Origin of the sequence: Sulfuricurvum sp. MLSB (genome assembly GCF_000747095.1) — a bacterium.
Lineage (GTDB): Bacteria > Campylobacterota > Campylobacteria > Campylobacterales > Sulfurimonadaceae > Sulfuricurvum.
In genome coordinates this window covers 71347-92052 of record NZ_JQGL01000015.1, presented here as the reverse complement: position 1 = coordinate 92052, position 20706 = coordinate 71347, and the positions used below count along the sequence as shown (strand labels likewise).

The window sequence follows — 20706 nt, the reverse complement described above, 5'->3', positions numbered from 1 at the left end:
ATTTCCGCAGCGGTAACGCTGTGGGCGGTGGTTACACCTAATCACCTCTTCGTCGGGTAAGGGTAGCGCTTTGTTACTCTCGCGAGGGCTGGCGGCCCTCACCTTCATCGTATTCTCCGCACTCTCTCTTAACGCAGAATATTTATATAAAGACGACGTTGTTAAAAACCCCAATTTTGCCCAGCAAATCAATTCAATCGGAGCCGAGCTGAAAGCCAAAACCGGCGTGTCGCTGTATTTGGTCATGGTACGTGATTTGGAAGAGAATCAAACAATTGCCGAGTTCGAAAAGAAACTTGCCGGTGAATTGGATGAGCCTGCCGTCATCATGACGTTTATTGAGCTGAAACAAAAAGTGGACATTCTGGCTCGTCCCGTCTCTTTATATGAGCATTTTAACAAACAACAGGTTCTCAGCCCCAACGCAACGTTCATCGGTGCGGTAGTGAGTGCGGTCATGTTTGCCCGCAGTTACGACGAAGCCAAGGAATTGATCGCCAATCGGGGAGGCACCATTTTGCCTATTTTGGCCGAGCGTGCCAAAGGGGACGATATCGTCTCCAAATATTCGGTGGCGATGTTTAACGGCTATGCCGATGTTGCCGAACAGATTGCGGCACACAAAGGGGCAACCTTAAGTTCGTCCGCCGGAAGCGGAAGCAAAAATTTTATCAATATTTTACGGGTGATTTTTTACGGTATTATTCTTTACGCGATTATTCTTTATGTTCGCGGGAAATATTTTCGTAAGAAGGACGATAATGTTTAAAAATCCCGGCACGAAATGGCCGATTATCATTGCCTTATCCATTGCGGGGATCATCGCAGCGTGTGTCGTTACGATTAAAGTGGCTTTGAACAATCCGGTGCAGATGTCCGATTACGGGATGCAGAACTACCATTCCTACGACGCCAACGTCAACGACATCATTAATGCCAAAATAGCGTTCGACCAAAAATATTCGGTAGCGTTTGTCTCGCAAGGGATCAGCGAAAAAGGGACGGTCATAGCGTATGAAGTGACCGACAAAGAGGGCAAAAGCATCAATGATGCCAAAGTCGACGTCGTGTTGACGCGCCCTGACAACACCGATTTCAATATCGAGCTTGCAAATCCTTCGGTTGAGAACGGCAAGTACACCTTCAATGCCGTCGATCTTCCCAAAGCGGGACGATGGGATATCCTGGCCAAAATAAGTGTCGGGAACGACCAACGTTACTACAATCTTAAAGCCGATACCCGCAACGCCAACACCTTCGAATTTTAATGACCTTGCAGCGAGAATGCATCGTCTATCCTACGTCGCGGTGCATCCGAAATGCGCTGGATTCCGCACAGGAGGGGATGCTTCCTCATTACATGAGCATGGGGGAGTTTTTAAACCGCTGCGCCTATGCCGAAGGGCTGATCACTCCGGATGACGATCTACGTCTGCTCGCACTGTACGAAGCTTCTGATTTCAAGGCGTTTTCCGCGTTGAACATCGAACGCAATTTCTTCAGTTTTATCCAAAACGCCCAATACATTTTCCGCTTTTTCGAAGAGCTTTCTTCCGAGCAGGTCAAGGTCGAAACGCTTCAGGAAGTGGATGTCTACGGCGAATACGAAGAGCATATCGCGATCTTGATCCACCTTCGGAGCCGTTATCGCGCCATATGCGAACGCAACGGATGGAATGACCCTATTTTCGCTTCCGAAACGCGTCGAATCGATACCGGATTTCTGAACCATTTTGATTCGGTGCGGATCGAGGTCGAAGGGTATTTGAGCCGCCGCGAAATAGAGATATTGCGTGAATGCTCCCGTAGCGTTCCCCTGACGATCACCTACAACGCCACCGCCTACAACCGGAAAATGAGTTCACGGCTCGAAGAGATGGGGTTTGCGATTGCGGAGGGGAACTGCTACGAGCTTTCGTTCAGCCTTGGCGACGTGATTCGGGAATCTCCTTCGGTGCATGCGACGGACTTGGTATGCGACGTGTTTCAAAACCGTCTGGCGCAAGTCGGGTTCATCAAAGCGACGATTGAAGCGTTTGCGCATGAGGGGATGGCTCCCGAGCGGATTGCAGTTGTACTTCCCGATGAGTCGTTTGCGCCGCTTTTACGGGCGTTTGACGATGAAGGGAATTTTAACTTTGCGATGGGAGAAGGGTTTGACAACACCGCCCTTTACCGTGAAATAGAGGGCATTATGCTCTATCTGGACGAGGCAAACGTCTTGAACCGTGCACGGATACGCAATGTTTCTTCGGCAAAAATCGACTGGGTCAGAGAGCATTATCCGAAGCCGTTTCGCCTTAGTCAGCTTGAAGCGTTTTTGCAGCTAATCGTGACGGAGGAGACGGAAGAGGCGTCGGCTGAGATCGTCCGCGACGAATTGCAGCAGTTTTCCCATTTGGCCGAAGCGCTCGAAACTCTTGATTTCAAAAGCGTTTTGCGGATGTTCATGAATCGTCTGCGCAATCGCAGCATCGATGATGTCCGGGGAGGAAAAATTACCGTCATGGGGCTGCTGGAAACACGCGGCGTGGCATATGATGGGGTTATTGTCGTCGATTTCAACGAAGGGTATGTCCCGCACAAAAGCGACAAAGATCTTTTCTTGAATACCCAAACCCGAAAATACGCCGGATTGCCGACGGCGAATGACCGCGAATCGCTGCAAAAGCACTACTACGCGATGCTTTTTAGCCGTGCGCGCAAAGTGGCGATCGGATGCGTCCAAAATACCGAAACCGTCCCGTCGCGGTTTTTGCTGCAGATGAAGATCCCGATGCGCAGCGCGCAGTACCGATACGAAGAGGCGCTGTTTCGTCCTAAAACAGAACGTCCGCGCAATACCGAACACTGCACCGGCGAATACGATTTCACCGCGCATCCCCTTTCGGCAAGTTCACTCAAAAGTTTCCTCACGTGCCGCAGACAATTTTACTACCGCTACCTGCTGCATCTCTCGCCGCATGAGCTTCCGAGGGATCTTTCGGAAGAACGGGACATAGGGAACGTACTGCACGCATCACTCGAATCGGTTTACGGCCGGCAGGATCATTATGAGACGCCCGCACAGATTAAAAAAGCGCTTGAAGCGCAATGGGAAGATTCCCGGGGAGACGATCCTCTGCAGCGCCATATGAAACGGCTGTGGCTTGAAAAACTGGATGATTTTTACCGTCATGAGGCCGAACGGTTTCAAGAAGGGTGGCGAGTAGCGCACCGTGAAAAAGAGCTTACCGCGCTGGTCGAGGGGATCACCCTTGTCGGACGGGTCGACCGTATCGATGTGAAAGAGGGGAAGTTTGAAGTCATCGATTACAAGAGCGGCAAATACCCTGACGTCGACAAGGAACCCAAAGAAGAGGATACCGATTATCAGCTCAGCGTCTATGCGTTTCTGGTTTCCTCGCTGGGGGAGGTCGCGGGATGCGGCTATTACGATTTGAACCGCGGCGAATTGAAGCGCGAACAGTTTTTGGAGGCCAAAAACGAGAAACTTCGGGAGATATTGAAAACGATGGCGTCCCAAAAGGGATGGGAATGGGAGATGTGTGACGATCTGAGCCGCTGTCGCAACTGCCCCTATGTCTATCTGTGCCATCGGGAGGCGATGCGTGGCGTTTGAACCGTTTTTGGCCTATGAGGCGAGCGCCGGGAGCGGCAAGACCTTCAACCTTGTCGTCCGATACCTGAGCCTGCTGTTTATGGGGGAGGACCCCCGCTCCATCGTTGCACTGACGTTTACGAACAAAGCGGCCAACGAGATGCTGGATCGAATGGTGCAGACGCTGGAGCATCTGCATGAACGGGGAGAACTTGACGCCATTGCCGACGTGTGCGGCTTGAGCCGCGAGGAGATTCTCTCGCGGCGTTCGGATGTGCTGCGCCGTTTTTTGCACGCCGATGTGCAGATTTCAACGATCGATAAATTTTTCGGGCGCATTTTGCGCAAATTTGCCCTCAACGCCGGGATCATGCCGACGTTTAAAACGACCCAGAACCATCACGAAGTGAAACTTCTGGAGCGCTTTTTGAATGAGGTTGAGGTGTCGAATGCGGATCATGCGCTGGTGCACCTTTCGATTTTGAGCGATAAGCGTCTGAGCGCGCTGTTCGCCTTGCTCTCACAGCTGTATGCCAAACACAAAGAGTTCGATATGGACGCGTTTGATACGGCAGCGGTGAGTGAGGAGCGGATCGCGCAGGCGATGGATGCGGCAAAAGAGCTCAAAACCCTCGTTCACAGCAAGGGGCTGAGCGATACGGCCAACAAAGCCGTTGAGATCGAGAGTTTCGAACAGCTTCTGAAAAAAACATGGCTCTATCAGCCGAGCATGAACTACTGGGTGTTCAAAAAAGGGTACGAGCCGCAGATGGATACCCTGCTGGAAAAGATTCAGCACGCGGTGCTGCACCATTTCCGCCGCCGTGAAGCGCTCTATTTCAAAGAGCTTTTTACCCTTTTGAAGCTTTATATCAAGAGCCGCCGTACGATGGCGGTCCAGAGCAACGAACTTTCGTTTGACGATATCACATTGAGCGTGCATACGCTGCTGCGGGAAAAGCTGGAAAGCGAGTTTCTTTATTTCCGCCTTGACTCGCATCTGAAACATCTGCTGCTGGACGAGTTTCAGGATACGAGCGTAATCCAGTTCGACATACTTCGGCCGCTGATCGAAGAGCTTCGCGCCGGGACGGGGGTGAAAGAGAAGGGGAGTTTTTTCTTTGTCGGAGACGTCAAGCAGTCGATTTACCGTTTTCGCGGCGGGGTGAGCGCACTGTTTCACCAGGTCGCCGATCTTTTTGACGTCCGTATCGAGCCGCTTCGGGTCAATTACCGCTCGCGCAGGTCGATCGTGGAGTTTGTGAATCGGACTTTCGAGGGGAAAATCGCCAATTATACCCCCCAGCAAAGTCCCGAGAAACTCTCCGGCGGATACGTACAGGTGGGGATCAGCGCCGAGCCGCTGGAATCGCTCGAACGCACCGTTGCCGCATTGATCGACAACGGTGCCGCACCCGAAGAGATAGCCGTATTGACGGTGACGAATAACGACGGGAGTGCGGTGGAGGAACATCTGACGCATCTTGGGTACGAAGTGGTTACCGAAACGACGGCGCGCCTGACATCGCAGCGGAGTGTCCGTTCGATCATCGAATACCTGCGCTATGGCTATTTCGATGCGGCGATTTACCGTTTCAACTGTGCCGCGCTTCTGGGCGTTTCGCCGGACGAAATTGACCGCACGGAGGTTGCCGATCCGGTAAAGGCGGCTATCGCGTTTATCCGGCGTTACGACATCGCCGATAAAAGTGCTTTGCTGTTTGTGGAAGCGTTGCGCACTTACCGCGATATCGAAGCGGTCGTGTTTGAGATCGACCGGCTTGAAACCGCTTCGCCGCAGAGCGATTTACGCGGGATACGGATCATGACGGTCCATAAATCCAAGGGGCTGGAGTTCGAACACGTGATCGTTCTGGATCAACTTGGCAAGCCGCGCGCCAAAAACGATCCGATCGTGTACGAATACGACGGAGCGCGTCTGAACACCCTTTTTTATCGGATCAAAGACCGCGAATCGCTTGATCCCCTGTATGCCGAGGCGCTGGCCAAAGAGAAAAAAGCGGCGGAGGAAGACCGCCTCAACGCACTGTATGTCGCCCTGACCCGTGCGGTCGAATCGCTGAGCGTCATTGCCAAGGAGAAGGGGTCGTGGTTTGAGCCGTTGGAGCTGTGTGCGGCGGAATGGGGGCAATTGCGGTGCTCGCACGCGCACGCGAAAGTGCTCCAAGCCCCAAAACCGTTGATCTACCGCGCCAGCCGCTTCGGACGGCAGGAAGAGACGATCGCGGCCCCCAAAGAGGCGGCGCACGACTATGCCGCCGTGCAGTTCGGGACAGCGCTGCACTATACGCTGGAGATGATGGGCGACTTTTCCGCGGCTGCACTCGGCAGCGCGCTTGAATCGGCTCGAAACCGCTACGGTGCGGTGCTGAGATCCGGAGGGATCGAAGAGATCGGGGGTCGGGTTGAGCGGTTGATGCAGGATCCGACCTTTTTGGCTTTGTCGCAGGGGGAACGGCGCAAAGAACAGATACTCCGCTATCGCGGATCGATCCATGTCATCGACTTGCTGGTGCGCGGCAAAGAGGGGTGGATTGTCATTGACTACAAATCAGGTCGGGAAGAGGAAGGCAAACACCGCGCCCAGGTTCAGCGCTATATCGACGCGGTCGCATCGTTGAGCGGCGAAAAAGTGAGAGGCTACCTGTGTTACCTTCTTAGCAGCGGGATCGAATGGGAAGAGTGCTTATAAAAAACTTAATTTAAGCAGATTATAAGACTAAACAGGTACAATTGCGCCACTATTTATAGAGACTTTAAAAGGAGACTCAAGATGAAATTTACTAAAATTGCTTCACCTGAGCAAATCGAACGTAAATGGGTTTTGATCGATGCGGAAGGGAAAACGTTCGGTCGTATCATGACGGATGTTGCTACTCGTCTTCGCGGTAAAGACAAACCTTATTTTACCCCAAATATCGACTGTGGTGACTTCGTTGTTATCATTAACGCTGAAAAAGCGGTTATCAACGGTGGCGGCAAAGCGGCTACTAAAACGTATCACCGTCACACAGGTTACTTCGGTAACGTAAAAAGTGAAAAATTTACAGAACTTTTGGCTACTAACCCAGAAAAAGTTTTCAAACTTGCAGCTCGCGGTATGCTTCCTAAAACAAAATTGGGTCGTGCGATGTTGAAAAAACTCAAAGTCTATGCAGGTGCTGAACACCCACACTCTGCACAGATCGCTAAGTAAGGATAAACGATGGCAAAAACGTATGCAACCGGCAGAAGAAAAACTTCGATCGCTAAAGTATGGCTTGCTCCGGGTACAGGTAAAATCACTGTAAACGGTCTTTCACTCGACGCATGGCTGGGTGGTCTTGAAGCAAAAAAATTGCGTGTTACCCAACCGCTTTCATTGACAAAACAAGACACATCAGTAGATATCAACGCGACAACCGTCGGCGGTGGATTCTCTGGTCAAGCCGATGCGCTTCGCCACGGTATCTCACGTGCTCTTTGTACGTTTGATCCTTCATTCCGTGCTATCCTCAAACCGTTCGGCATGCTTACACGTGACTCACGTGTTGTTGAACGTAAGAAACCGGGTAAACGCAAAGCGCGCCGTTCTCCGCAGTTCTCAAAACGTTAATCGTTTTGTTCTCTCCTTTGGGAGGGAAACACTTTTTTCTTCTTCTTTATCCGTATTAAATCTTTCCCGTTATTTTGTTTAATCTCTCATTTAAGTGTTCCGTCAGCACGGTAAGAATATTATCCTCCTGTAATAAAAAAAATCAAGGGAAGTTATGTTTTTCAATCATGCCAAAATCGAAAAATTGGAAGCTGACAATGCGGCTTTGCGCCAACAGTTAAATGAACTCCGCCAACAGAATGCACAGCTTGGCAGCGAGTTATCGGTTTTACGCAGCAGCGTCGAAGACGAGAGAGGATCTCATGCCAAAGCTCAGGCGATAGTCGAACTGTACAATGTGCTGCTCGAAGCCTATGAGGACGGTATGCGTTTTGTCCAGAACAACGTAACGCAAAACGTTGCCAACCTTGATGAGCTGAATCATCTCAACGAAATCACGACAACCAAAGCGGGAGAGATATCGGCCAAAACCGAAGACGTCATGACGTCGATGCAAAAGATCGAAGAACTTACCGGAAGTTTACAGGGGGAGGCCCAAAGCCTCAACAACAACGTCCAATCGATCTCGGAAATTATCAACCTGATCAAAGACATCTCAGACCAAACCAATCTTCTTGCGCTGAATGCCGCGATCGAAGCCGCGCGGGCGGGAGAACACGGCAGAGGGTTTGCCGTCGTTGCGGATGAGGTGCGCAAGCTTGCCGAACGAACCCAGAAAGCAACGCTTGAAGTCGAAGTCAACATCAACGTTCTGAAACAAAGCTCATCGGGGATGATGGATACGAGTGAGGTGTTTTCACAAGAGGCACGCGGTGCGATCGGTACGTTGAGCGATTTTGAAGAGCGTTTGACTCAGGTCGGCGATAATGCCCATCTGATTTCCAAAAAATCAAAAATCGTGGCGGACAATATCCACGTCACCAACGGAAAAATCGATCACATCTTGCTTAAACTGGAAGCGTATGAATCGCTGGTATCCAAACGGCATACGACGATTCCGGATGAAACGGGCTGCCGATTCGGCCAATGGTACGGTTCGATCAAAAATGTACTGGTGCATGACCATAAAGCGATGAGCGAGATCGAGCAACACCATAAAACGGTGCATCAGGGGATCAAATCGGCAATCGATATTTTTGCCAAAGGCGAGGACTTGAATCAAGGGGTCGACATTATGAAAAATGTCGAACGCTCGAGCAAGTCGGCGTTTGAAACCCTACTGAATTCGATCAAAAATTAGAAGAGGTATCAGCGGGCACGAAAAAGTTTTTTGTTGTACATGTCGTCCAAAACGGTGATGAACGCCAAGACGTCTTTTTCCAGTTCCGCATTATGGGGAGCCGGCTTGAGGCGTTCTTGCTCATACGTGAACGTTTCGGGCGATTTGTTCGGCTGTATGACGGCAACGGTATTGTGATCGCGCAGCGCGAACGTATCGTTGAACATCATCAGTGAAACCTCTCGCTTGGCGTCGCTGAAGATCGAATGGCCTAATACAGGGTGGGTGAGGTCTGTGCCGATCAGATCGAGCGCCGTGGCCAATACATCAGGCTGCGTAGCCAGACGATCAAAGGTCTGGGGCTTGATTCCCTCAGCGACGATGAGTGCGGGAATGTGAAACATATTCACCGGAACGACGTCATCACCGTAGACCCGGACGTTGTGGTCGGATACGACGACAAACACGGTATTTTTATAATAACTCTCTTTTCTGGCCAGTTCAAACAATCTTCCGATCGCGAAATCGGCATACTTGACCGCGTTTTCGACCCCGTATTTGGGTTTGCCCGGGATAAATTCTATTTTCCCTTCGGGAAGTTCGAACGGGGAATGGTTCGAACTTGAAAACAGTACACTGACAAATTTTTCCCCTTTGGCGGCATGGGCTTTGAATTTTTCATTGGCTTTGATTACCAGATCTTCATCGCTGACTCCCCATGTGCTGACGAAGGTGGGATTTTTATAATCTTTTTGTTCGATCACTTCGTCAAACCCGTTCCCAAGATACCAACCGCGCATGTTGTCGAAACGTCCCTCGCCCCCGTAAATGAAGCTGGATTTGTATCCCAGCGGTTTGAGCAGCGAAGCGACGGTAAAAAAGTCGTTTTGGGATTTGTTCCGTTTGACGACCTCTTCACCCGCGAGCGGGAGCCATCCCGATGTCATCCCTGAAAGCCCCCGAATACTGCGGGTACCGTTGCTGTAGAGGTTGGTAAAGGCAAGTCCTTCATGCGAGAGCTTTTCCATGTTCGGGGTAATCGTTGCATCTCCTCCGCTAAACCCGACGAATTGGGAACCCATAGATTCTTGGATAAAAATAACGAGGTTTTTAGGCTCTTTTGCGGGAAAACGGGTCGGTTCCGCACGGTTGAAGGGGAGTTCTCCGCCGATCGGGATATTCAGCTGTGCGGAAACGCGCGCGTAGGCTTCTTTTAGATCCATCTTCCCGTACCGTTTGACGATGTTCGCTTCCTGCGTATAGCTTTTATAGGCATAACCGACGCTGTATAGGGAGTTTTTAGCGATTTCGTTGGCCATGCGGTTCGTACTGTAGAGCGCGTCGGAGATGTTGGCCGGGCGGTGGCCGAACGAGGAGCGGATACCGATGAACAGCACCAGAAGAATGGGGAAAAGGAGGAGGAGCCGATGCCATTGCGGAGTCTGCATCGCTTCTTCCAGCCGCAGGGGAGCGTAACGAAGATAGCCCCATGCCGCAAGCGCCATCATGACAGTCGCCGCTATCAGATGGAACGGGTACTCTTTGAGAATCATCGAACCGACTTCCTGAGGATAGGTGAGGTATTCGATGAACAGATAGTTGGGACGGACGTCATATTGCGCGACAAAAGGGAACGTCGCGTTTTCAACAAAAAGGGCAAGGAGCAAAAACACGAGAACATAGCCGTTGATGAAACGTTTCCCGAAACGCGCAAAAGCGCGCGGAATCATTGAAAGGACCAGCGCGGGTATGACAAGAATAATGGATACGGCCATCGTATCGAGTTTAAGCCCGTACACAAAACTCAGCAGCGATTCGGCCAGCGTCATATCGCCAAGGCGGTCAAAATAGAGGACATAAAGCCCTAACCGCCCAAGAAAAAAGAGAATGATGAAGAGTATATAAAGTTTGAGTAGTTCTTTGAGAATAGGCAAAAGAGGTATTCCTGATGTTAAGATTTAAAGTTATAACATAAAAATAGCTAATACTTTAACATGGAAGCAGAGATTCGAAACGGTTCTAATGATTTTCTCATGCGGGAAGATTATGATTGCATTACTAGTTTAGGAGACTCTCATGAAAAAAAGTATGTTGATGCTCACGGTGTTTTGTTCGCTGGCTTTCGCTCAGATCGATTCGTCGGTAAAGGTTCCTCAGCCGATCCATAATCTTGCCGTTTTCGGAAATCATAAAAACCATCCGGTTCAGAAAATGCGCATTCATCAGGAACTGCAAAGACTAGCCCCTTTGAAATGCGATGAGGTCAAGACAAAACTCTCCGCGCAAGGGTGGCGGATTGAGCGGCTGATGTTGACAGACATCGCTTCCAATCTGCTGTATGTCGGATGGGGCTATGACGATAGTAACAAAGCGTTCAAGCTTTTTGTTGACCCGAGTGATGGCCGTATCGTCCACCAAGAAGAGCGTTTATGAAACGATCACGTTCCGCATTGGCCGCAGCGATACTCCTGCCTGCGCTGTGTTCGGCGATGACGTTCGACGACCTGAGCCGGGCGGCATACGAGCATTCGCTTCAAAAAAGCGAATCCCAAGGGAAGCAACAGGCGCTTCGTCATGAAAAAGGCGCTTACGCTGCCGCCGAACCGATTACACTGGAAGGGTCGACGCGCCGCATCCGCGCCGACGAACAAAGCGGAGACGGAACGGAATATGGGGTCATGGTCGGATTCAGCGCCAAAAATCCGTGGGTCAAAGAAGCGAAAAGCGCAGAGTTCGATGCGGCAATCAAAACGGCTGCGGGGAGTGAAACACTTCACAAAGGACTTCTCCAAAGCAGCCTCAAACACGAATATCTGCTAGGCGAGCTTGCCCGGGAAGAAGCTGAACTGTACGGCCAAAAATACGAATCGGCCAAAAAAGCGTATGCGATGTCACTGAAAAAACATCAGGCCGGCAGAATCTCGCAGATGGAGCTTGCCCGTTTCGAGACGGAACAGCGCACCGCCCGAAAAGAGGCAGAAGAAGCGCGGATCGCGTATCAGAAACATCAAGGCATCCTGAAAGAAATGACGCTGTTGCAAGGTGAAATCAGAGTGGACGATATGCCGTTTCGGTTTCTTTCTTCCCCCGACACGGAGCGGATGCTCAAGAACTCGCCGGTGCTGGAAAATTTTGCCTTGGCGCAGGAAGAACTGAACCGCCAGATCGAAACGCTGCGCCGTTCGTATGTCGAAACGGTAGGGATCGGCGTAGGGATGACACAGGAGCCTACGCAGCACAGCGTCGATTTGCGGGTCAGCATCCCTTTGTCTTTCGGAGACAAAAATGAGCGCCGGATTGCCGCGTTGATGTCGACGCGTAGCGCTTTGGGAGAGCAAAAAGCCCTTTCGGAACAAAAACTGCGCGTTGCCCTTGAGCAATCGTTTCGGCAACTCGAGGGGATGCGGCAGTTAATCGATGAATCCCAATCGAATCAAAAGCAATACGAAGCGCTGTACCAAATGGCGCACAAAGGATTCGAAGGGGGCATTACGGGCCTCTTCGAATATTTGGAAACAAAAAACCGTTTTTATGCCGCACAGATCGAGACATTGCGGCTCAAACGCGATTACGTCGACGAAATGGCGAAAACCGAAGAGAAATTGGGGAGAATATGGGAATGAGAATGATTGTATTGGCAATGTTGACGAGTGCGCTGGCGTTCGGTGCGATAACCATGAGCGATGCCCAGATCAAAAAAATCGGCATCACCGTCCAAAACGTCAGAATGATTCAGGGCGATTCGATGGGGCCGTTTATCGGAACGTTTGATTACGGTGACGAACGCTCTTCGACGTATACGCTCAGCAGCGAAGCGACCGTCGTGAACGTCGCCAAAAAGCCCGGAGACGCCGTTAAAAAAGGAGAAGTGGTGTGCCGCATCGCGTCGGCAGAACTTCTTGCGAGCAGTTTTGAACTCAAAGAAGTGCAGCAACGGCTCGCAATAGCCCGGGAATACGCCAAAAAAGACGATACGCTTTACCGTGATGGCGTATTGTCGCAGAGGGATGCACAAAGAAGCGCCCTCGAGGTCATGAGTCTGAAGGCAAAAGTTGCGGAAATCACCGGACGCTTTCAGTATGCCGGGGCCGATATCCGCCCCAGCGAAGGAATGATGTTTGCCATCCGTGCCAAACGCGCGGGGATCGTTTCGCAGGGTCCTTTGATGGGCGGAGAGAAGATCGAGGCATTTGTGCCGTATCTGAAAATCTCCGATGCTTCGCTTCTGAATGCCGTTATTATGATCCCTCCCAAGCTTATAGCGTCGATTCGCAAGGGCTCGACGGTATCGGATAAAAACGGCAAGGTCATCGGCAGCGTTATTTCCGTTTCCGCATCGGTTAACCGGATGAACAATTCAGGTTCCGCCGTTGCACGGATCGCGAAACCGGATGTTTCGTTCCGTGCCGGAACATCCGCGGAGATGTATATCGCCGCGGGGGAAAAAACGCAATGGGTATTGCTTCCCAGAACGTCGGTTACCAAATACAAAAACCGCGACATCTGTTTTATCCGTACCGCAAAAGGATTTGAACCCAAAACGGTGGAGATCCAAAAATATTTCAAAGAGCACGTAGCCGTCAAAGCAGACGGATTTACCCCGCAAAGCCGGGTGGTGAGCGGAGGGATCATTACCCTCAAGGGCGCACTTAGCGGAATGGGATTTGAATAATGCTCAATTCTATCATTGAATTTTCCCTCAAACAGCGTCTGATCGTCATTCTGCTCTCATTGGCCCTGTTTGGATACGGGGTCTATTCATTCATGAAGATTCCCATCGATGCCTTTCCCGATATTTCATCGACCCAGGTTAAAATCATCATGAAAGCGCCGGGGATGACCCCCGAAGAGGTCGAGAGCCGGGTTGTCAAACCCCTCGAAGCGGAGTTGCTGGGGCTGGAAAACCAGAAGCTTCTCAAAAGTACGTCCAAATACGCGATCGCCGATATCACCATCGATTTCAACGACGGCACCGATATCTACCGTGCCCGTGCGCAGGTTGCCGAAAAGCTCGCATCGCTTCTGCCTGAACTTCCCAAGGGGGTGAGCGGAGGGATGGCGCCGATCACCACTCCGCTGGGAGAGGCGTTTATGTTCACGATTGAGGGGGACATTACCCAAAAAGAGAAACGGGAACTCCTTGATTTCGTGATCCGACCCGCACTTCGCGGAGCCAAAGGGGTCGCAGACGTAAACGCGCTCGGGGGCGAGGCTCGGGCAATCGTCGTTCAGCCCGATTTTCAGGCGATGCGGAATTTGGGAATAACGCTCAGTGCGCTGGAAGAGACGCTCTCCAACAACCTGAAAAACGACGGAGCCGGACGGGTCGATGCGTTTGAAGAGAGCTATCTGGTCAAAGTCCAAAGCGGCGTTAAAGACCCCTCCGAAATCGCCAATATCACGATTCATTCGCACAGCGGTTCGATCCGAATCGGCGATTTCTGCGAGGTTCGCGAAGGGGCGCGCACCCGTTTGGGATATGTGACCAAAGACGGCGTCGGCGAAGCGACCGAAGGATTGGTTCTAACCCTCAAAGGGGCCAATGCGCAGGAAACGATCACCCAAATCAAGCAGCGTCTTGACGCACTTGAGCCGCAATTGCCCGAAGGGGTCACGATCGTGCCGTTTTACGACAGGAGCGAACTGATCGAAAAAGCGGTTTCCACCGTTTCAAAAGCGCTGGTCGAAGCAATCGTTTTGGTCGTTGTACTGCTCATGCTCTTTTTGGGGGATGCCCGGGCCGCGATCGCGGTGAGTGTGATCCTTCCCTTTTCGCTTGCCATCGCGTTTGTCATGATGAAGTATTTCGGACTCAGCGCCAACTTGATGAGTCTGGGAGGGCTGGCGATCGCGATCGGAATGCTGGTTGACTCGGCGGTCGTCGTCGTCGAAAACGCGTTTGCCAAACTCAGTGAAAACGATTCGTCACTGCCGAAGCTGCATCAGGTTTACCGTGCGACCAAAGAGGTCTCTACGGCCGTTTTCAGCGGTATTTTGATCATTGCCGTCGTCTTTTTGCCGCTGCTGACACTGGAGGGGTTGGAGGGGAAACTTTTCGCCCCCGTAGCGATGACGATCGTATTTGCGCTGTTCGGTTCGCTGGTTTTGTCGCTGACGCTGATTCCGGTCGTTTGTTCGCTGATCTTAAAAAGTACTCCGCACGAAGAGACCCGATTGGGGAATTTTTTCAGCCGTCTGTACGCGCCGATGCTCGATTTTTCGCTGACGCGTACCAAAACGCTGTTTGTGAGCGCGATCGTATTTTTGATATTCAGCTTCACGCTGTTTTTGTTCGTCGGCAAAAGTTTCATGCCTACACTGGATGAGGGGGACATTATATTGGGTGTCGAGACTCCGCCGTCGATCTCACTTGAAAAGTCAAAAGAACTCAATCTCGCGATCCAAAAAACGATTCTTGAAAAAGTGCCGGAAGTCAAAAGTATCGTCGCCCGCACCGGTTCGGACGAACTAGGTCTTGATCCGATGGGATTGAACCAGACCGATACGTTTATCGCCCTCAAGCCTCAGGAAGAATGGACAGCCGCTTCGAAAGAGGAGATCAAGGACAAAATCAAAGCCGCTTTAAGCGACTTTCCGGGGATCAGTTTCGGATTTACCCAGCCTATCGAGATGCGGGTGTCGGAGATGCTGACCGGAACGCGTGGGGATTTGGCGGTTAAAATCTACGGAAACGACATCGACACCCTCAACCGTCTCAGCGAAGAGATTGCGGACACCCTTTCGGGGATGAACGGGGCGACCGAGGTTTTCACGACGCTCAACGAAGGGGTCAATTATCTCAGCGTCAAGCCCAACCGGATCGAATCGGCCAAAACCGGGGTCGATTCGGCCGAACTGGGGCTGTTTTTGAAAGTGGCTTTGGAAGGGGTGAGTGTGGATGAACTTCCGATCGGAAATGCCCGTATCCCGGTTATCATGCGGATGAATGAAGAGGTGTCCGCCGATATCGAGCGATTCAAATCCCTCGAACTTCCGCTTGCGGACGGTTTTTCGGTCCCCGTTTCGAGTATTGCCGATATTCAAACGAGTGAGGGAGCCCTCAAGGTGGATCGCGAGAACGGGGAGCGGCTGAACACCGTGCGCTCTAACGTCGAAGGGCGTGACCTTGTGGGATTCGTCGAAGAAGCCAAACAAAAGATATCCGACAACGTCAAACTCCCCAAGGGGTACCGTGTCGTGTACGGCGGACAGTTTGAAAATCAGCAGCGGGCCGCCGCCAAACTGATGATGGTGATTCCCCTTTCCATCGGGGTGATCTTTCTGATCTTGTTTTTTACGTTCCGCTCCGTGCCGGTAACACTGCTTATTCTGCTCAATATCCCTTTTGCCGTCACCGGCGGAGTGATCTCGCTGTTTGTGTCGGGAGAATACCTTTCGGTTCCGGCATCGGTGGGCTTCATTGCCCTTTTCGGGATTGCCGTCCTGAACGGGGTGGTGATGGTCAGTTATTTCAATGCGCTGCTGAAAAACGGGTGCAGTATTGACGATGCTGTCCGTATGGGTGCACAGCGGCGTCTACGGCCGGTATTGATGACGGCGTTTATTGCTGCATTGGGATTACTGCCGCTGCTGTTCGCGACAGGGGTCGGCAGCGAAGTCCAAAAACCGCTTGCCATCGTTGTTCTGGGAGGATTGGTGACGTCAACCGTTTTGACGCTGCTGATTCTGCCTCCGGCGTTTAAAATCCTCTACAAAAGGACCCAAAAATGAGCATAAAAGGGTTGGATATTTATTTCGAGATGGGGGTCAAGGACGCATTGGTCGATTTTTTGCTCTCCCGAGGGTATGATGATTTTTATTTTTTCCGTTGCAACCGCTATTCGGCCGGAGCGTTTTTGATCAGTGCCGAAGAGCAGGTAAGCGCCCGACGGGAATTCGGTCTGTTTCGCCTGTTTTTAGAGGAACAGGATGCCGATGTCCTGGCATCCGATATCAAATCGACATTGCGGGATAAAAGTATCAAAATATTTGCTCACAGGTTAGAGGAACTGTAACATGCGCATTTTGATTGCCGATGATGAAAAAGAACTCCTTGAACTTCTGCGGATGTCGCTGGAGGACGAATGGATTGTCGATACGGCTTCGGACGTAGAAGAAGCCAAAGGACATCTCGACGCGTTTCATTATGCGGTGGTCATCTTGGACCGTACCTTTCACGGAATGGACAGGGTCAAAGAGCTGATCGCCTACGCCAAGGCCAAAAACGCCGGAACGGCTGTTTTGGTTCTTAGCGCATTGGGCGGGGTGGACGATAAGGTGGAAGGGTTCGGATTCGGCGCGGACGATTATCTCGAAAAACCGTTCGACATCAAAGAGCTGCGTGCCCGGATCGTTGCCCTTTCGCGTCGGTTTGGCATTCGCCGTTTTATGATTGAGGGGATTGAAATCGATCCGGAAAGCGAATCCCTGACACGCGGCGGGGAGCCTATCGTACTCAGTAAAAACGAGCACGCCCTCTTTTTTTATCTTCTCTCAAAAGCACCTCAGATTGTCGCGCGCGAAGAGATTCTGGACGCCTTGTACGACAATCCCCAAAACATCACGTCCAATGCGATCGACGAGCTGGTAGCACGGATCCGCAAAAAACTCGATCCCAAGGTGATCAAGACGGTCAAAACGCGAGGGTATGTGATTGAAAACCGGCTTTAATTCCCTGAAACTCAAAATCGTCCTTCTCTTTTCCCTGCTGATCGCGATTGCCTTTGCCGTCAACTGGCAGGTAGCGGTGCGCACGATACACGAGGAAAAAATTGATGATTTGGAGAAAGTACTGAACCATCTGCTCGTTGAGAGCAAAGACGAATATATCCATGAACCTCTCACCCTATCGAGCGATTTGTCCTTTTTGTATTCCATTCCGCACAACGTATTGATCCTGAAGGACTCCGAGGCAAGTCACGTCCGTTTTAAAGTAGGGCGGGTTCCTTATATCCCGGGTGACAAAGAGGTGAGCGCCTCGATTCCTCTGGAAAACAATCTCTTTTTGAACATCATAAGCGATCATGACAAGATCGATGCGTCCGTGGCCAAATACGGGGCAAAACTGGGCACCCGCTATCTGGTGTCGCTTCTTTTCGTGTTGATTGTCAGTTTTCTGCTGTTGCAGCGTTATATGCGGCCGCTGGCCATTTTGGCCGAGCGGGCCAGAGGATGGAAAAGCGGTGATCCGTTCGAATTTACACTCAACAATCCCGGGCAGGAGATCGATGAACTTTCCCGCGCATTTTCGACGCTGGTTCACCGTTTGGAAGGATTCCGTGTCAAAGAAAAAGCGCTTTTCAAAGAGATGGCCCATGAGCTTAAAACGCCGATCGCTTTGATGCGGGCGCGACTGGACGTGTATACGAACAGCGACCGTATTTCGAAAGAAAAAATGGTGGCGGAATTGGGCAATGACATCGAACGGCTTATGTCGGAACTTAAAAACGTCCTGTTTTTTGAGAGTTCCGATTTTGAGGATAGCTCATCTTTTGAGATTGCAGACGTTTTATACGACGTCATTTCCAAAGTGGATATCCTGACCCGCCGACGAGGGCTGAGGATCAATGTAAGCGGGGAGAGTTTCTTTGTGCAGGCCCCGCGTAAACTGTTTGGCAAGCTGATGACGGCATTGATCGAAAATGCCCTCACGTACGCACAAGAGGGGAGCGACATCACGGTGATGTTTGATCCCGCCCAAAAAAGCATCCGTATCGCCAATCAAAAAGGGGGTGAAAAATACCTTTTCAGCTCCCGGATCGGCCAGAAGATGCTGGATCGCATCTGCAAAGAGATCGGGATACGCTATACCATTTCCGGGGATGAGGTGTCGTACCGCATCGATCTTTTCATCCGTTAATCAACCGTTAGCCGACGGTTAGCCGTCGATTGCCCAAACCTTTTTAAAATGTCCTTTTTTAAAAGGGAGCAATAGTGGTTTCATGGTTTGACAAACCCGTTAAAAGCCGAAATCTGATTTTGGCCGTTTCGCTGTTCTGGGTTTTATTTGCCAATATGTCGTTTTTTCAGCATATTACGAATGCCTATTCTTTTTCAGGGATCGGCATGGTACATATTGCATCCGTCGCCGTCATTTTATTTGCAAGCAGCGTTTTGCTATTGACGCTGTTGACCAATCGGTGGATCTTCAAACCGGTATTGATTCTTTTGTTGATGCTTACCGCTGCGGTCGCTTATTTTATGGATACCTACGACATTGTTGTCGATACCCATATGATTACCAATACGATGCAGACCAACGTCAACGAATCGGCCGATCTTCTGAGCTGGAAGATGGGGTTGTACCTCGTTTTGCTGGGCGTTGCCCCCTCATGGATCGTGTATCGTCTTCAAATCGTGTATCCTCCGTTTCGCGTTCAGGCGCTTAATGATATGAAAACGGTGGGTATCGCACTGGGGGGAGTGATTGCCGTTATGTTGGTGTTCAGCCAGTTTTATACCTCGTTTTTTCGGGAACATAAGCCGCTGCGCTACTACGCGAATCCTGCGTACTACCTCTATTCGGTCGGTAAATATGTGTCTAAAGCGTTTTCGCATAATTACTCAGGATTGCAGGTTATCGGCAAAGACGCCAAAATCCCTGCCAGCGATGTGGACCGGGAACTGGTCATTCTGGTCGTCGGCGAAGCGGTACGGGCCGATCATTTTTCGCTTAACGGCTATGCCCGCGAAACCAATCCGCTGCTGAAAAAAGAGGATATTATCAATTTTTCTCAATTCAGCTCATGCGGAACCGAAACGGCGGTATCGGTTCCGTGTATGTTTTCGTCGTTTGGCCGGGAAAAGTATGAGGGAGACAAAGCCAAACACACCGAAAATGTTTTGGACGTCTTGAGTCATGCGGGCGTGCATGTGCTGTGGCGCGATAATAATTCCGATTCCAAAGGGGTGGCCCTCAGAGGAGAATATCAGGATTTTAAAACGCCGGAAAACAATACCTTGTGCGACGAGGGAGAATGTCGGGACGAGGGGATGCTGGTCGGGCTTCAGGAATATATCGATGCTCACCCGAAAGGAGACATTGTGATTGTTTTGCATCAGATGGGAAATCACGGTCCGGCGTATTACAAACGCTATCCGAAGCGGTTTGAAAAGTTTACTCCCGTATGCCGCAGTAATCAGCTTGAAGAATGTACGCCCGAAGAGATTACCAATGCGTATGACAATGCGATACTGTACACCGATTACTTTTTATCCAAGACCATTGCGTTTTTGAAACAAAACGATTCCAAATTCGAAACGGCGATGTTTTACGTCAGCGATCACGGCGAGTCGCTCGGGGAAAAAGGGTTGTACCTGCACGGTTTTCCCTATACGATAGCTCCTGACGCGCAAAAGCACGTTCCGGCTATCATGTGGTTCGGCAAAAATTTTGCAATCGATAAAGAGGCGCTGAAACGAAAAATGCACAAACCGTTTACACACGATTCGTATTTTCACACGGTATTGAACTTTACTGAAATCGATAGCAGCATCTACAACTCCGAATTGGACATTTTATATGGCGTCCACTAAAAATATTATCATCACCGCTATTCTTTTGATTGTGTCTATTGTGTTTTTCGGTTGGAGTACCGCTCCCGATGTGTGGGTTCAAAACCATTTTTACAATATCCAGACCCGCGAGTGGCTGATCGTTCAGGGGCGGTACCCATGGATTGATTTTATTTTGTACGACGGTATTAAAAAACTCATTATCATCTTTTTTTCGGCCTTATTGCTGACATTGCTCTTTGGCAATAAACATCAGTGGGTTCAACGCCATCGAAGGGTAATGGTGATTCTGGTCCTCTCCGGCATTCTTGTCCCCTCCATTACCGTTGCTCTTAAAACGGCAACGAATGTCCCATGCCCGAGAGATTGGCAGATGTACGGCGGAGAATATCCGCATGTGGGAGTTCTGGACCCCTACCCGAAGGATTTTTGTCAAGAAAATCGGATACGCTGCTGGCCCGCCGGGCATGCGAGCCTCGGATTTTCGTTGTTGGCGTTGGTTTTTGCATTCAAGCGAAAAAAAGTCAAGGTCATAGCGTTGGGAGCGGCATTGGCCGTTGCGTGGAGCATGGGGCTGTATAAAATTTTTAAAGGAGATCATTTCCTAAGCCATACGATCATCGCAATGGTGATGGCATGGCTGATTATTCTTATTATCGTTCGATTGGTTGATGTGCTGCAAAGCAGAAAAAGCGTTCAATAAAATTGAACGTTTGCCCAAATTATTTTGATTTGACGCAGGGAAAGCATCTCCGA

At 50.6% G+C, this 20706-nt stretch carries 17 protein-coding genes; 16 read left to right on the top strand and 1 reads right to left on the bottom strand.

Features of this window, described 5'->3' with window-relative positions; all coding sequences use genetic code 11:
- Nucleotides 1–70: 70 nt before the first annotated feature.
- The 7 genes from JU82_RS02040 (at nucleotide 71) to JU82_RS02010 (ending at nucleotide 8457) form a co-directional block, all read left to right on the top strand.
- A complete protein-coding gene (locus tag JU82_RS02040) occupies nucleotides 71–769 on the top strand; it encodes a hypothetical protein (protein ID WP_037945934.1) in 699 nt (232 codons plus the stop codon).
- Nucleotides 762–1268: a FixH family protein gene (locus tag JU82_RS02035; RefSeq protein WP_037945932.1), complete on the top strand. Its 507-nt coding sequence runs from the start codon at nucleotides 762–764 to the stop codon at nucleotides 1266–1268. Before JU82_RS02040 ends, JU82_RS02035 begins: the two co-directional genes overlap by 8 nt.
- Nucleotides 1268–3622, top strand: coding sequence for a PD-(D/E)XK nuclease family protein (locus JU82_RS02030; protein WP_037945930.1), 2355 nt, complete (start codon nucleotides 1268–1270; stop codon nucleotides 3620–3622). The genes JU82_RS02035 and JU82_RS02030 overlap by 1 nt, the downstream gene beginning before the upstream one ends.
- On the top strand, nucleotides 3612–6314 hold the full coding sequence (locus JU82_RS02025) for a RecB-like helicase (protein WP_037945928.1): 2703 nt from the start codon (nucleotides 3612–3614) through the stop codon (nucleotides 6312–6314). Before JU82_RS02030 ends, JU82_RS02025 begins: the two co-directional genes overlap by 11 nt.
- 81 nt (nucleotides 6315–6395) lie before the next feature.
- On the top strand, nucleotides 6396–6818 hold the full coding sequence (gene rplM / locus JU82_RS02020; protein ID WP_037945926.1) for a 50S ribosomal protein L13: 423 nt from the start codon (nucleotides 6396–6398) through the stop codon (nucleotides 6816–6818).
- Nucleotides 6819–6827: 9 nt separating this feature from the next.
- Nucleotides 6828–7217, top strand: a complete 390-nt coding sequence (gene rpsI, locus JU82_RS02015) for a 30S ribosomal protein S9 (protein ID WP_037945925.1) — start codon at nucleotides 6828–6830, stop codon at nucleotides 7215–7217.
- 154 nt (nucleotides 7218–7371) lie between these two features.
- Entirely contained in the window at nucleotides 7372–8457 is a 1086-nt protein-coding gene (locus JU82_RS02010) for a methyl-accepting chemotaxis protein (RefSeq protein WP_037945923.1), read from the top strand.
- An 8-nt stretch (nucleotides 8458–8465) separates the two neighbouring features.
- Here the strand turns inward: JU82_RS02010 and JU82_RS02005 are convergent, their stop codons facing one another.
- Entirely contained in the window at nucleotides 8466–10370 is a 1905-nt protein-coding gene (locus JU82_RS02005) for an LTA synthase family protein (protein WP_037945921.1), read from the bottom strand.
- Nucleotides 10371–10512: 142 nt separating this feature from the next.
- On the opposite strand from JU82_RS02005, the gene JU82_RS02000 reads away from it, so the two are divergent.
- From JU82_RS02000 to JU82_RS01960, 9 genes are all read left to right on the top strand, one after another.
- A complete protein-coding gene (locus JU82_RS02000) occupies nucleotides 10513–10869 on the top strand; it encodes a PepSY domain-containing protein (protein ID WP_037945919.1) in 357 nt (118 codons plus the stop codon).
- Nucleotides 10866–12059, top strand: coding sequence for a TolC family protein (locus tag JU82_RS01995; protein WP_037945916.1), 1194 nt, complete (start codon nucleotides 10866–10868; stop codon nucleotides 12057–12059). The genes JU82_RS02000 and JU82_RS01995 overlap by 4 nt, the downstream gene beginning before the upstream one ends.
- Nucleotides 12060–12061: 2 nt before the next feature.
- Nucleotides 12062–13108: an efflux RND transporter periplasmic adaptor subunit gene (locus tag JU82_RS01990; protein WP_037945913.1), complete on the top strand. Its 1047-nt coding sequence runs from the start codon at nucleotides 12062–12064 to the stop codon at nucleotides 13106–13108.
- Nucleotides 13108–16167 carry an efflux RND transporter permease subunit gene (locus JU82_RS01985; RefSeq protein WP_037945911.1) on the top strand — a complete coding sequence of 1020 codons (3060 nt, stop codon included), beginning with the start codon at nucleotides 13108–13110 and terminating at the stop codon, nucleotides 16165–16167. The genes JU82_RS01990 and JU82_RS01985 overlap by 1 nt, the downstream gene beginning before the upstream one ends.
- Nucleotides 16164–16451 carry a DUF3240 family protein gene (locus tag JU82_RS01980; RefSeq protein ID WP_037945909.1) on the top strand — a complete coding sequence of 96 codons (288 nt, stop codon included), beginning with the start codon at nucleotides 16164–16166 and terminating at the stop codon, nucleotides 16449–16451. Before JU82_RS01985 ends, JU82_RS01980 begins: the two co-directional genes overlap by 4 nt.
- A 1-nt stretch (nucleotide 16452) precedes the next feature.
- Complete coding sequence (locus JU82_RS01975; RefSeq protein WP_037945908.1) at nucleotides 16453–17106, top strand: response regulator transcription factor; 654 nt, start codon at nucleotides 16453–16455, stop codon at nucleotides 17104–17106.
- Nucleotides 17090–18295: a HAMP domain-containing sensor histidine kinase gene (locus tag JU82_RS01970; protein WP_037945907.1), complete on the top strand. Its 1206-nt coding sequence runs from the start codon at nucleotides 17090–17092 to the stop codon at nucleotides 18293–18295. Before JU82_RS01975 ends, JU82_RS01970 begins: the two co-directional genes overlap by 17 nt.
- A 74-nt stretch (nucleotides 18296–18369) precedes the next feature.
- Complete coding sequence (locus tag JU82_RS01965) at nucleotides 18370–19971, top strand: phosphoethanolamine transferase (protein WP_037945904.1); 1602 nt, start codon at nucleotides 18370–18372, stop codon at nucleotides 19969–19971.
- Entirely contained in the window at nucleotides 19958–20653 is a 696-nt protein-coding gene (locus tag JU82_RS01960; RefSeq protein ID WP_037945902.1) for a phosphatase PAP2 family protein, read from the top strand. The genes JU82_RS01965 and JU82_RS01960 overlap by 14 nt, the downstream gene beginning before the upstream one ends.
- Nucleotides 20654–20706 lie beyond the last annotated feature (53 nt).

Bases quoted from the DNA above. Each gene is read 5' to 3' on its own strand.
- JU82_RS02035 (WP_037945932.1), top strand. From the start codon at position 762: ATGTTTAAAAATCCCGGCACGAAATGGCCGATTATCATTGCCTTATCC.
- JU82_RS02030 (WP_037945930.1), top strand. From the start codon at position 1,268: ATGACCTTGCAGCGAGAATGCATCGTCTATCCTACGTCGCGGTGCATC.
- rplM (WP_037945926.1), top strand. From the start codon at position 6,396: ATGAAATTTACTAAAATTGCTTCACCTGAGCAAATCGAACGTAAATGG.
- rpsI (WP_037945925.1), top strand. From the start codon at position 6,828: ATGGCAAAAACGTATGCAACCGGCAGAAGAAAAACTTCGATCGCTAAA.
- JU82_RS02010 (WP_037945923.1), top strand. From the start codon at position 7,372: ATGTTTTTCAATCATGCCAAAATCGAAAAATTGGAAGCTGACAATGCG.
- JU82_RS02000 (WP_037945919.1), top strand. From the start codon at position 10,513: ATGAAAAAAAGTATGTTGATGCTCACGGTGTTTTGTTCGCTGGCTTTC.
- JU82_RS01995 (WP_037945916.1), top strand. From the start codon at position 10,866: ATGAAACGATCACGTTCCGCATTGGCCGCAGCGATACTCCTGCCTGCG.
- JU82_RS01990 (WP_037945913.1), top strand. From the start codon at position 12,062: ATGATTGTATTGGCAATGTTGACGAGTGCGCTGGCGTTCGGTGCGATA.
- JU82_RS01985 (WP_037945911.1), top strand. From the start codon at position 13,108: ATGCTCAATTCTATCATTGAATTTTCCCTCAAACAGCGTCTGATCGTC.
- JU82_RS01980 (WP_037945909.1), top strand. From the start codon at position 16,164: ATGAGCATAAAAGGGTTGGATATTTATTTCGAGATGGGGGTCAAGGAC.
- JU82_RS01975 (WP_037945908.1), top strand. From the start codon at position 16,453: ATGCGCATTTTGATTGCCGATGATGAAAAAGAACTCCTTGAACTTCTG.
- JU82_RS01960 (WP_037945902.1), top strand. From the start codon at position 19,958: ATGGCGTCCACTAAAAATATTATCATCACCGCTATTCTTTTGATTGTG.